The following is a 12,671-nucleotide window of genomic DNA, read 5'->3' as shown; positions in this document are numbered from 1 at the left end:
CCCGCACGGTTGTCCATGCGGGCCATCTGTACGCCGTGGATCGACCTGCGGCGTTTAAACCTCCAGCCACTCCTGCCGGACCTTCGCATCGGCTTTCAACTGCTGGGGCGTCCCCTCAAACACGATCTGACCGTGCCCCATCACATACACCCGCTGTGAAATGTCGAGGGCAATGGCCAGTTTCTGCTCCACCAGCAGCACGGAGATCCCCCGCTCCTTGAGCGTCTTCAAATACTCGCCGACAAGCGTCACCACCAGCGGCGCAAGACCTTCGGTGGGCTCGTCGATGATGATGAAGTCGGGGTCCCCCATCAGCGTGCGGCAAAGCGTCAGCATCTGCTGCTCGCCGCCTGACAGCACACCCGCAGCCGTGTTCTCGCGCTCCTTCAAACGCGGGAACATCTGATACATGTCTTCCACCTGCCAACGCGGCTTGGGCTGACTCGGGTTGCGTTTCTCGCCAAGCAGCAGGTTCTGCCGCACCGTCAGCGTGGGGAAGATATCGCGGTTCTCGGGCACATAGCCGATGCCCTTGTGTGCGACTTCAAAGGTTCGCAGGCCGCTCACGCTTTTGCCGCGCAGCAGGATTTCGCCTTCGTGCCGGACCATGCCCATGATGGATTTGGCCAGGGTCGAACGCCCCACCCCATTGCGCCCGAGTAGCGCAACGATCTCGCCCTCGCCGACGTGCATGTCGACGCCGTGCAGGATGTGGCTCTTGCCGTAGTACGCGTGCAGGTCGCGCACCTCCAACATCGGAGTATTCGTTGCCATCAATGCGCTCCTGCAGGTTCGTCCAGCGTGGTGCCGAGGTAGGCCTCTTTCACGCGACGGTTATTGCGAATGGCTTCGGGCGTGTCGGTGGCGATCACTTCGCCATAGACGAGCACCGAGATGCGGTCGGCCAGGCCAAATACCACGCTCATGTCATGCTCGACCATCACCAGCGTCTTGCCGACCGTGACCTTGCGGATGAGGTCCACCGCGTGGTCAGATTCAGATCGGCTCATGCCGGCGGTCGGCTCATCCAGCAGGATCACGTCGGCACCGCCCGCAATGGTTATACCGATTTCCAACGCTCGTTGCTCGGCGTAGGTCAGCAGGCCCGCGGCGGCGTCTCGCCGATGTGTCATGCCGATCTGCTCGAGCACTTCTTCAGCGCGCTCGCGTGCGTCACGCAGCTCGGCCAGCTTGTGCCAGAACGAATATTTGTAGCCGAGCGACCAGAGCACCGCGCAGCGCAGGTTCTCGAACACCGACAACCGATGAAAGATGTTGGTGATCTGGAAGCTGCGCGACAGGCCCTTGCGGTTGATCTCAAACGGCGCCAAACCGCTGATCTCTTCGCCGTTCAGGCGCACGCTGCCCGAGCTGGCCGGAAAGCGGCCCGAGATCAAGTTGAACGTGGTCGACTTGCCAGCGCCGTTCGGGCCGATGAGCGCATGGCGCTCGCCCTTGCCAATGGTGAGGTTGACCCCTCGGATGATTTCCGTTGCGCCAAAGCGCTTGCGAACATCGCGCAACTCGAGCGCAGCGGTCGGCCCAGATGTCGGTTGGCTCATGGTTGCGGCTCCTGCAATGCGTGATCCCAAGCGGTGCGCAGCTTGCCAGCCGCGGCACGCAGGCCGAAGGCGCCCACCAGCCACAGCACGGCGGTAACGATCCACGGCTTGAAGGTATTCGGTTCGACAGACAGGCCAAACAGCGTGGCCACGCCACCCGAGGCGTCGTCCTGCACGGCGTAGATCATTTCCACGGTGGCGATCAACGCAACCAGCAGGATGATGGCCGGCACGATCGCCACCCCGTAAGCCGGCAGCAGCGTCTTGAGCTTGCCGCGCCGAAGGATCGGCAGGTGCATGACCAGAAGACTGGCGATGCCGCCTGGCGCGTACATGACCATCAGCACAAAGAACAACCCCAGGTACAGCAGCCACGCCTTGGTGATGCCCGACAGCGCCACGGTAAAGAACACCGTGAGCACCGCGCCGATGATCGGCCCGAAGAAGCTGCCCATGCCGCCAATGAAGGCCGCCAGCAGCACCGAGCCCGAGCGCACTGCAGACACGTTCTCGGCCGTCACGATCTCAAAGTTGATGCAGGACAGTGCGCCGGCAATGCCCGCGAAAAACGCGGACAGGATCACCACCAGAAAGCGCACGCGCTGCGTGTTGTAGCCGATGAACTCCACACGCTCGGGGTTATCGCGTACGGCGTTGGCGATGCGGCCCAGGGGGGTCTGCGTCCACGCATACATCAGCGCCATCGAAATCAGGCACCACGCGGCAATCAGGTAATACACCTGGCGCCCCGGCCCGAACGTCACGCCAAACAGCGCGTCGCCGATGCTGCGGTTCGTGGAGACACCGCCCTCGCCACCAAAGAAGTCCGGAAACATCAACGCGCTGGCAAACACCATCTCGCCGATACCGAGCGTGATCATGGCGAACGTCGTGCCGGCCTTCTTGGTGGTGACGTAGCCGAAGATCACGCCGAACAGCGCACCGCCCAGGCCACCCGCAATAGGCAATAGCGCAACGGCGAGCGGCCCGCCGATGCCCAGCGTCTGCATGGCGCCGACCTTGTTGAGCGCGTGCACCGCCATGAAGGCGCCCAGGCCGGCGTACACCGCGTGCCCGAACGACAGCATGCCGGACTGGCCAAGCAGCATGTTGTACGAGAGCGCGAAGATGATCATGATGCCCATCTGCGAGAGCAGCGTGATGGCAAAACCTTGCGGCCAGATGAGCGGCAGCACGATCATTACCAGCGCGGTGGTGCCCCAGAGCAGCCAGCGAGCAAGATTGACCGGCTTGAATTTCATCGTCCGCGCTCGATCGTTGGCCGGCAGCGCGGCTTGTTGTTGCGCTTGTTGGTGCATGGTGCGTTCCATTTAGCTCTCCCGCGTACCCATCAGCCCGCGCGGGCGGAAGATCAACATCAGCACCAGCAGCAGATACGGCAGCACCGGTGCGACTTGCGCAATCGTCAGGTTCCAGACAGAGATGAGCGGCACGTCCGGATTGAGCGTGACGCCGATCTTCTCCAGCACGCTCGTCACTGAGATATCAAGCGTGACGGCAAAGGTCTGGATGCAGCCGATCAGCAGCGACGCGATGAACGCCCCCACCAGAGACCCCATGCCACCCACGACCGCCACCACGAAGACGATGGAGCCGACCGCTGCCGCCATCGATGGCTCGGTCACGAACGCATTGCCGCCAATCACACCCGCCAAGCCGGCCAGCGCACAGCCGCCGCCGAACACCAGCATGAACACGCGCGGCACGTTGTGGCCCAGCGCTTCGACCATGTCCGGATGCGTCAGCGCGGCTTGAATGACGAGCCCGATACGCGTGCGCGTGAGCAGCAGGAAGATGCCAACCAGCATCAGCAGCGACACCAGCATCATGAAGGCGCGGTACTTGGGGAACGACGAGGTGAACAGCGTGAACAGCGGGCCGTCCAGTGCGTCCGGCACGCGGTACGCCACGGCGGGCAAGCCCCACACCAGCTTCACGCCTTCTTCAATCAGATAGGCCAGACCGAAGGTAAACAGCAGTTCGGCGACATGGCCATAGCGGTGCACCGTGCGCAGGCCGTAGCGCTCGACCACGGCGCCCAGCGCACCCACGAGCAGCGGCGCCACGATCAGCGCGGCCCAGAAGCCCAGATAGCCGCTGACGACATAGGCGAAATACGCGCCCAGCATGTAGAAGCTGGCATGCGCAAAATTGAGAACACCCATCATGCTGAAGATCAGCGTCAGGCCCGAAGACAACATGAACAGCAACAGCCCGTAGCTGATGCCATTCAAGAGATTGATGACTAGAAATTCCACGCTGCAGCCCTTCCAGCAGATTCGGCGGAGCATGGGACGCACGCATCAATGCGTGGCCCATGGACTCCGTTTAAAACATCGCCGCACGATAGCATCGGGCAGCCCTTCGGCACACCACCCGCGCCCTTACTGCGGACGCTTCATCTGGCAGGAGGTCGGCTGCGACGCGACGTACTGATCGAGCACAGCGTCGGTCTTCCAGCCGTAGCCGGTGTTCTCCTGGTCGAACTTGACGTTCTTGCCGTTCGTCTTTTCCCAGGTGGCGATGTAGAGCGGCTGCTGGCCCTGGTGGTCAGACGCGCGCATCTCGAAGGTGCCGTTCAGGCTGTCGACCTTCATGCCTTCAAAGGCCTTGGCAACCTTGGCAGGCTCGACAGACTTGGTCTGCTTGATGGCCTTGGCCAGCATGGCGATGCCGGTATACGAGGCCATGAGGTAGTAATCGTCGTTGTACTTCTTCTTGTAGCCCTCGACGATATCGGCGCCCTTGAAGCCGTCGTTGTTGACGTTCCAGTAGCCCACGTACTTCACGTGATCTGCGCCTGCAGAACCCATCGCTGTCGGCACGCCCGTGGTCGAGGCGTAGTACGTATAGAAGTTCGCGTTCAAGCCTGCATCCTTGCCGGCCTTGATCAGCAGGGCCAAGTCGCTGCCCCAGTTGCCGGTGATGACGGTATCGGCACCCGACGACTTGATCTTCGACACGTACGGCGAGAAGTCCTTCACCTGCGCCAGCGGGTGCAGGTCTTCACCCACGATCTCGATGTCCGGACGCTTGCGCTTGAGGTATTCCTTGGCCGCACGCGCCACCTGATGGCCGAACGAATAGTTCTGGTTGATCAGGTAGACCTTCTTGACCTTCGGATCCTTCGCCAGGAAGCTGGTCAGCGCTTCCATCTTCATGTCGGAGTTGGCGTCCAGGCGGAAGTGCCAGTAATTGCACTTGCTGTTCGTCATATCCGGATCCACCGCAGCGTAGTTCAGATAAACGATTTCCTTGCCCGGATTACGCTCGTTGTACTTGGCCACGGCATCTTCCAGCGCCATGCCGACGCTCGAGCCGTTGCCCTGCACGATGTAATGGATGCCCTGATCGGCCACCTGCTTGAGGGCCGTCAGGCTTTCCTGCGGCGAGAGCTTGTTGTCAAAGCCCACCACTTCGAACTTCGTGCCGTCGCCGGCCCAGTTCTTCTGCGTGGCGAGATCGGCGATGTACTGCCAGCTGCGCAACTGGTTCTGGCCCAGCGCACCCATCAGGCCGGACAACGGATCGATCCAGGCGATCTTCACGGTTTCGGCGGCGGACGATGCAGTGGGCAGGACTGCCCCACCGATTGCCGCAACACATGCAACAGCCACAACCAACGGACGGAACTTCGTCATGCGTGTCTCCTTCATGTGGTGGAGCCGCCGGCGAGTCACTCTCCGCGTGCCTCTGGTGGGCGTGCGGCTGCTTGCGTCTCCAGGTTGCAACGCGCCCGGGCTTCATCCCACCGCGTCGACGTGTCCGTCGCGCGGCGGCCGGCCCTGATCCGGTTGTCTTACGTCCGCCGTCCTCGTGCCGGGGTGACCCGTGCACGGGCGGCGGTTTCTATATGTAGCTAAGCCTGTACAGCGGGGAACTGATAATCCTTGAACTGCTCGCGCAGTTTCAGCTTCTGCATCTTGCCGGTGGCCGTGAGCGGAATTTCGGTGACGAACACCACGTCATCCGGAATCCACCACTTGGCGACCTTGCCTTCGAAGAACTTGAGCATCTCCTCGCGCGTGAGTTCCACACCGGGCTTCTTCATCACCACCAGCAGCGGGCGTTCGTCCCACTTGGGGTGATGGCATGCGATGCACGCGGCCATGTGCACGCCGGGGTGCGCAGCGGCCACGTTTTCCACATCGATGGACGAGATCCACTCGCCGCCGGACTTGATCACGTCCTTGCTGCGATCCGTGATCTGCATGTAGCCGTCGGCATCGATGTTCGCCACGTCACCCGTGGGGAACCAGCCGTCGACCAGGGGCGACTTGTCGTTGCGGTAATAGCTCTGGATCGTCCACGGCCCGCGCACGTAGAGATCGCCAAAGGCCTTGCCGTCCCACGGCAGTTCTTGGCCTTCAGCATCGACGATCTTCATTTCGACGCCGTAGATGGCGCGGCCTTGGCGCTCGAGCACGTGCTGCTTGGCCTCATCGGGCAGGTCTGCATGCTTGCCCATCAGCTTGCATGTGGTGCCCAGTGGTGACATCTCGGTCATGCCCCACGCATGGATGACTTCCACGTCCAGTTCCTTGAGCGTGCGGATCATGGCCGGCGGCGCAGCCGAACCGCCAATCACGGTCTTGCGGAACGTCGAGAATTTCAGCTTGTTGGCCTGCACGTGTTGCAGCAAGCCTAGCCACACGGTCGGCACGCCGGCGGAGAACGTCACCTTCTCCTGCTCGAACAGCTCATACAGCGAGGCGCCATCCAATTTCGGCCCCGGGAAGACCAGCTTGGCACCCACCAACGGCACCGAATACGGCAGCCCCCAGGCGTTGACGTGGAACATCGGCACCACCGGCAGGATCACGTCCTGCGCCGAGCACCCAAGGGCATCAGGCAATGCTGACGCATATGAATGCAGCACCGTGGATCGATGCGAATACAACGCGCCCTTCGGGTTGCCCGTGGTGCCCGACGTGTAGCACAGGCCGGCTGCGGTGTTTTCGTCGAACTGCGGCCAGGTGTAGTCGGCGCTTTGCGCGTCCAGCAGCTCTTCGTAGCAGAGCATCGGCACACTGGAGGTGGGCATGTGCGCGCGATCGGTCATTGCCACCCAGCCCTTCACGTTCGGGCAATGCGGCGCAATGCCCTCGATGAGCGGCACGAACGTCAGGTCGAAGAAGACGTACTGATCTTCAGCGTGATTGACGATGTAGGCGATCTGGTCGGGAAACAGCCGCGGGTTGATGGTGTGGCACACCGAGCCCGAACCAGACACGCCGTAATAGATTTCAAGGTGGCGATAGCCGTTCCAGGCCAGCGTACCGACGCGCTCGCCGGGCTGCACACCGAGTGCGGCCAGCGCATTTGCCAGTTGCTTGGAGCGGTCTCGCACTTGCCGGTACGTGGTGCGATGGATATCGCCCTCGACACGGCGCGACACGACTTCAGTCGAACCGGAATTGCGCGCTGCATGTTCGATGATGGTCGAGACGAGCAAAGGGGCGCTCATCATTTGTCCCATCAGGGCCATGGTGTCTCCTAGAAAAAACTGAACAACCGTTCTATTTTTTGGCCGATTGTTCCCGTGATCGCCAAGCACGTCAACGGGATATTGTTGTGCGCTGCCACATCGGCCCCCATGTTTACCCGGCCATCTGAAAAACCGTGCGAATCGTTGTGGTGCAAGGGTTCGCAGGCTGCAGCTTTCTTTACTCGCAAGTACAATACGCGATAGCGTTGCTGCGTCTCAACATGGCGTTTTCCCCTACGTAAAGCGTATTTTGCTGCGCTGCAAAGCGCACAACGTTTGAAGGTTCGGCACTGTTTTTGCGCCGTTTCCTGTGCTATCGGCCGCCTGCCCTGCCGCCCCACCCTATGACTTCTTCCCCTGCCGCCTTGCCTGACGATTCCCTTGCGAGCCCTTTCGACTGGCCCGGCCGCCCCGCCGCGGCCGCTGGTTTTTCTGCGCTTGGCGAACGCTTTCTGACGCGCCTGCCGCCCATGCCCATGCCTTCAGGGCCGATCGGCACGCCGTATCTCGTGGGTTTTTCACCAGACGCTGCAGCGTCGCTTGGCATCTCGCGGGCGGAACTTGACACCCCCGCAGGGCTGGCTGTCTTTACCGGTAACGCCGTCGCCCCCTGGAGCGATCCGCTTGCCACCGTCTATTCAGGCCACCAGTTCGGCGTGTGGGCTGGCCAACTGGGCGATGGCCGCGCGCTGTTGCTGGCCGAGCTGCAGACCGCCGAAGGCCCCTGCGAAGTCCAGCTCAAAGGTGCCGGCCGTACGCCGTATTCGCGCATGGGCGACGGGCGCGCCGTGCTGCGCTCGTCCATCCGCGAGTTTTTGTGCTCGGAAGCCATGGCAGGCCTCGGCATTCCAACCACACGCGCCCTGTGCGTGACCGGTGCCGACGCCCCCATTCGCCGCGAAGAGATCGAAACCGCCGCCGTTGTCACGCGCCTCGCGCCGTCGTTCGTACGCTTTGGCCACTTCGAGCACTTTTCGGCCAGCGAACAACTGCCCCAGCTTCGCGCACTTGCCGATTACGTCATCGACCGCTTCTACCCCGCCTGCCGCAGCGAGCCGCAACCGTATCTCGCCCTGCTGCGTGAACTCGCCCGCCGCACCGCTGAACTGATGGCCGACTGGCAAGCCGTTGGCTTTTGCCACGGCGTGATGAACACCGACAACATGTCGATCCTCGGTCTCACGCTCGACTACGGCCCGTTCGGCTTCCTGGATGGTTTCAACGCCAACCACATCTGCAACCACTCCGACACCGGCGGCCGTTACGCCTACGCTCAGCAGCCACAGATCGGCTACTGGAACCTGTTCTGCCTCGCGCAGGCGTTGCTGCCGCTGTTCGGCGAAGATCCCGACGTTTTCGTCAACTTGAGCGACGAAGCCCAGGCGCAACCCGCGATCGACGCCGCGCAAAACGTGCTGCTGACCTACCGCGACGTCTACGGCGCAACGTTCTACGCACGTTATCGCGCCAAGCTTGGCCTTTCCACCGCACAGGACGAAGACGAAACGCTGTTCGGCGACCTCTTCAAGCTGCTGCACACACAACGCACCGATTACACGCTGTTCTTCCGCCACCTTGCCGACGTGCGCCGTGACGACACGCCTGCCGCGGCAGAAGCGCGCACCGTGCGTGATTTCTTCTTCGACCGCGCGGCCGCAGACGTGTGGCTTGCTGCCTATCGCCAGCGCTTGCAGGCCGAACCGCAATCCGACGACCAGCGCGCGGCAGCCATGCACCGCGTCAACCCGAAATACGTGCTGCGCAACCACCTGGCTGAAATCGCCATCCGCCGCGCCAAGGAAAAGGATTTCTCCGAAGTCGAAAACCTGCGCGCCGTGCTGGCCCGCCCGTTTGACGACCACCCCGGCTTCGAGCACTACGCGCAGCCTGCGCCCGATTGGGCGTCATCGCTGGAAGTGAGCTGCTCGTCGTAATCCGGCATGCCGACATGCAGGCAGGCGTGATGCGCCGGAACTGACACCGTGCTCTAATCCGCGCCTGTCAGGATTACCGCGGCAGCACGACAAAACAACGTCAGCCGCCCGATCGCTTCCATCCCGCGGTTGCCGAATCCAACAAGGAGTCTCATCACCATGACCGTCACGAAGTCCGACGCCGAATGGCGCGACCAACTCTCCGACATCGAATACCGCGTCACCCGCGAAGCCGCCACCGAACGCCCCTTCACAGGCAAGTACTGGGACCACTGGGACCGGGGCGTCTACAACTGCGTCTGCTGCGGCACGCCGCTGTTTGAATCGTCGACCAAGTTTGATGCGGGCTGCGGCTGGCCGAGCTATTTCCAGCCCATCAACGGCGAGGTGATCGCCGACAAAACCGACCGCTCGCACGGCATGCTGCGCATCGAAGTGCAGTGCAAGAACTGTGGCGCGCACCTTGGCCACGTGTTCGAAGATGGCCCTGCGCCCACCGGCCTGCGGTATTGCATTAACTCGGCTGCGCTAAAATTCGGCGATTGATCTTCCGCATCTGCCCGCCTAAGCGCGTTCCCGCATGAAATTCCTGTTCGATCTGTTCCCGGTCATCCTGTTCTTTGCTGCCTTCAAGGTGGCCGGTATTTATGTGGCGACCACCGTCGCGATGGTCGCCACCGTGCTGCAGATCGCCTGGGTGTGGTTCAAGCACCGCAAGGTCGACGCGATGCAGTGGCTGTCGCTGCTCATCATCGGCGTGTTTGGCGGCGCCACGCTTATCTTCCACAACGAGACCTTCATCAAGTGGAAGCCTACGGTGCTGTACTGGCTGTTTGGCGTGGTGCTGCTGGGCAGCGTGGTGTTCGTTCGCAAGAACCTCATCCGCGCCATGATGGAGCAGCAGGTTTCGCTGCCCGATCCGCTCTGGGCCCGTCTGAACCTGGTGTGGGCGGCGTTCTTCCTGGCCATGGGCTGCCTGAACCTCTACGTGGCCTACAACTTCGACACCGACGTGTGGGTCAACTTCAAGCTGTTCGGCTCGATGGGCCTGATGGTGGTCTTCATCCTCGTGCAGAGTGTCTGGCTGGCGCGCCACATGCAGGAGCGCCCCGCCAATGCGGCCAACGACGCCAACAACATCGGAGACGACCGCTGATGGCTGCCGATCCGCGAGAAATCGAACGCCTTCTGCGCGAGGCGTTTCAGCCCGCCCACCTCGTCGTGGAAGACGATAGTGCCAAGCACGCCGGACACGCCGGCGCGGCCTCCGGCGGCGGACATTACAACGTCGAAATTGTCAGCGCGGCCTTTGCCGGCAAGAACCGTTTGGCGCGTCATCGCATGGTGTATGATGCGCTGCACACGCTGTGGCCGGCGGCAATCCATGCGCTGGCGATCCGCGCGGTCACTCCCGAAGAAAACACGTAAGCGCATTCCACGCTCACTCGTCCTTCCCTCGAACGCAATCCCATGAAGATTTCCAGCCTCACTGCCAGCCTGCTGGCTGTTGCCTTTGCTGCGACCGTTGCTCCCGCTATGGCGCAAAACGCCGCGGTGGTCAACGGCAAAGCCATCCCGAGCGCCAAGGTGGACGCGCTGATCAAGAAGTCGGGCCAGCCCGAATCGCCCGAGCTGCGTGCCAAGGCCCGCGACATGCTGGTCGACCGTGAACTGATCGAGCAGGACGCCGCCAAGCGCGGCCTGCTGGAACGCGACGACATTCAGGAACAGCTGGCATCGGCCCGCCTGAACGTGCTCGTGGCCGCCGAGTTCGAAGACTACGTCAAGAACAGCCCCGCCACCGAAGAAGAGCTGCACAAGCAGTACGACAAGATCAAGGCGCAGTTCGGCAACGGCAAGGAATACCATGCCCACCACATCCTGGTGGACAAGGAAGCCGACGCAAAGGCCATCATTGCCAAGCTGAAGGCCGGCGCCAAGTTTGAAGACATCGCCAAGGCGCAGTCGAAAGACAAGGGATCGGGCGCCAACGGCGGCGATCTGGACTGGGCGAACCCGGGCACCTACGTGCCGGAATTCTCGGCCGCGCTCACCAGCCTGAAGAAGGGCCAGATCACCCAGACGCCGGTCAAGACGCAATTCGGCTGGCACGTGATCCGCCTGGACGACACGCGCGACGCGAAGATCCCGTCGTACGAAGACGTCAAGCCGCAACTGCTTGAAATGATGATGGGCGACCAGAACTGGCAACGCAGCAAGTTCCAGGCGATGCTGAAAGACCTGCGCGAAAAAGCGAAGATCCAGTAAGCAGCGCGGCCCGTTGGGGCAGTAAAAAAAGGGGCCTCGTGCCCCTTTTTGATTTGATGGCTGCGTTGCATCGCACGCAACCGGAATCCCCTTTCCTGCCCCCGAGTTCTTTTGAAGTGTTTGCTGAAAAGCATTGCGATTTGTCCCATAATGTGCGCCCACGTGCGCCGGCATTGCACTGCTTCGGTGCGCTCAAGAATCGAGAGTCTGAAAAACCAACCACGCCGGCACGGGCATATCCCGCTCGCCGCCAGAGCGAAACCACCCAAAAGGAAACAGGAGATCCTTATGTCCACGTTCAAGCACGCCTTGCGCATTGCCGCGCTTGCCGCCATTCCGATGGCACTGCTGCAAGCCGCACCGGCACTGGCCCAGGCCACCAAGTCGGTCGAAGTGCTGGCCATCGTTGAGCACCCGGCGCTCGACGCCATCCGCGACGGCGCCAAGGAACAACTCAAGGCCGAAGGTTTTGACGCAGGCAAGAACCTGAAGTGGGAATACCAGAGCGCACAAGGCAGCACTGCCACCGCCGCACAGATCGCCCGCAAGTTCATCGGCGACAAGCCGGACGCCATCATCGCCATCGCCACGCCGTCGGCGCAGGCTGTTGTGGCCGCCACCAAGTCCATCCCCGTCGTGTATTCGGGCGTGACCGATCCGGTTGCCGCGCAACTGGTCAAGAGCTGGGCGCCGACCGGCACCAACGTGACCGGCGTGTCCGACAAGCTGCCGCTGGACAAGCAGATTGCCCTCATCAAGCGCGTGGTGCCGAATGCCAAGCGCGTGGGCATGGTCTACAACCCGGGTGAAGCGAACTCGGTCGTGGTCGTCACTGAACTGAAGAAGCTGCTGTCGGCGCAAGGCATGACGCTGGTCGAGTCGGCCGCACCGCGTACCGTGGACATCGCGCCGGCGGCCAAGAACCTGATCGGCAAGGTCGACGTGATCTACACGAACACCGACAACAACGTGGTGTCGGCGTACGAATCGCTGGTGAAAGTGGCCAACGAAGCGAAGATTCCGCTGGTTGCCGGCGACACTGACAGCGTGAAGCGTGGTGCCATCGCTGCGCTGGGCATCAACTACTACAAGCTGGGCCAGCAGACCGGCAAGGTCGTCGCCCGCATCCTGAAGGGTGAGAAGCCGGGCGCGATTGCGTCGGCCGGCAGCACCGACCTGGAACTGTTCGTGAACGAAGGCGCGGCCAAGAAGCAAGGCGCGACCCTGTCGGCAGATCTGCTGAAGGACGCCAAGGAAGTCATCAAGTAACTCGCAAGGCGCCAGGTCGGCTTCCGCCTGACGGAGCCGGCCTGGCGCGGGTCTGGCTGCCCGAGCCCCAACGCGGCTATCCGCCGCATAATGGCCGGGCGCTTACGCTGCTACCCACAAGCGTCCCCG

Annotated in this window: 12 protein-coding genes; 6 read left to right on the top strand and 6 right to left on the bottom strand. The window is 62.2% G+C overall.

Annotated elements, in window-relative coordinates:
- Positions 1 to 54: 54 nt before the first annotated feature.
- The 6 genes from ACTJK6_RS01665 to ACTJK6_RS01640 all read right to left on the bottom strand — a co-directional run bounded on the left by ACTJK6_RS01665 (position 55) and on the right by ACTJK6_RS01640 (position 7,071).
- Positions 55 to 774 carry an ABC transporter ATP-binding protein gene (locus tag ACTJK6_RS01665; protein ID WP_232042854.1) on the bottom strand — a complete coding sequence of 240 codons (720 nt, stop codon included), beginning with the start codon at positions 772 to 774 and terminating at the stop codon, positions 55 to 57.
- Positions 774 to 1,562: an ABC transporter ATP-binding protein gene (locus ACTJK6_RS01660; RefSeq protein ID WP_027681415.1), complete on the bottom strand. Its 789-nt coding sequence runs from the start codon at positions 1,560 to 1,562 to the stop codon at positions 774 to 776. Before ACTJK6_RS01660 ends, ACTJK6_RS01665 begins: the two co-directional genes overlap by 1 nt.
- A complete protein-coding gene (locus ACTJK6_RS01655; RefSeq protein WP_440838195.1) occupies positions 1,559 to 2,893 on the bottom strand; it encodes a branched-chain amino acid ABC transporter permease in 1,335 nt (444 codons plus the stop codon). Before ACTJK6_RS01655 ends, ACTJK6_RS01660 begins: the two co-directional genes overlap by 4 nt.
- Entirely contained in the window at positions 2,894 to 3,841 is a 948-nt protein-coding gene (locus ACTJK6_RS01650) for a branched-chain amino acid ABC transporter permease (protein WP_024975637.1), read from the bottom strand.
- A gap of 126 nt (positions 3,842 to 3,967) precedes the next feature.
- Entirely contained in the window at positions 3,968 to 5,224 is a 1,257-nt protein-coding gene (locus tag ACTJK6_RS01645; protein WP_232042856.1) for a branched-chain amino acid ABC transporter substrate-binding protein, read from the bottom strand.
- Positions 5,225 to 5,442: 218 nt separating this feature from the next.
- Positions 5,443 to 7,071, bottom strand: a complete 1,629-nt coding sequence (locus tag ACTJK6_RS01640) for a 3-(methylthio)propionyl-CoA ligase (RefSeq protein WP_232042857.1) — start codon at positions 7,069 to 7,071, stop codon at positions 5,443 to 5,445.
- Between the two features lie 344 nt (positions 7,072 to 7,415).
- On the opposite strand from ACTJK6_RS01640, the gene ACTJK6_RS01635 reads away from it, so the two are divergent.
- From ACTJK6_RS01635 to ACTJK6_RS01610, 6 genes are all read left to right on the top strand, one after another.
- Positions 7,416 to 9,005, top strand: coding sequence for a protein adenylyltransferase SelO (locus ACTJK6_RS01635; protein WP_433867394.1), 1,590 nt, complete (start codon positions 7,416 to 7,418; stop codon positions 9,003 to 9,005).
- Positions 9,006 to 9,164: 159 nt separating this feature from the next.
- The gene (msrB, locus tag ACTJK6_RS01630) at positions 9,165 to 9,551 is read left to right on the top strand and encodes a peptide-methionine (R)-S-oxide reductase MsrB (protein WP_440838194.1); all 387 of its coding nucleotides are present in this window, start codon (positions 9,165 to 9,167) and stop codon (positions 9,549 to 9,551) included.
- Positions 9,552 to 9,585: 34 nt separating this feature from the next.
- On the top strand, positions 9,586 to 10,161 hold the full coding sequence (locus tag ACTJK6_RS01625; protein ID WP_260802438.1) for a septation protein A: 576 nt from the start codon (positions 9,586 to 9,588) through the stop codon (positions 10,159 to 10,161).
- A complete protein-coding gene (locus tag ACTJK6_RS01620) occupies positions 10,161 to 10,433 on the top strand; it encodes a BolA family protein (RefSeq protein ID WP_065855099.1) in 273 nt (90 codons plus the stop codon). Before ACTJK6_RS01625 ends, ACTJK6_RS01620 begins: the two co-directional genes overlap by 1 nt.
- Before the next feature lie 42 nt (positions 10,434 to 10,475).
- A complete protein-coding gene (locus ACTJK6_RS01615; protein ID WP_232042860.1) occupies positions 10,476 to 11,273 on the top strand; it encodes a peptidylprolyl isomerase in 798 nt (265 codons plus the stop codon).
- A gap of 288 nt (positions 11,274 to 11,561) precedes the next feature.
- Positions 11,562 to 12,542, top strand: a complete 981-nt coding sequence (locus ACTJK6_RS01610) for an ABC transporter substrate-binding protein (RefSeq protein ID WP_260802437.1) — start codon at positions 11,562 to 11,564, stop codon at positions 12,540 to 12,542.
- Positions 12,543 to 12,671: the final 129 nt, after the last annotated feature.

The organism is Ralstonia sp. 22086 (assembly GCF_052045975.1).
GTDB lineage: Bacteria > Pseudomonadota > Gammaproteobacteria > Burkholderiales > Burkholderiaceae > Ralstonia > Ralstonia wenshanensis.
Note: the sequence above shows the minus strand (reverse complement) of the source record. Positions and strands in the feature narration are given on the sequence as shown.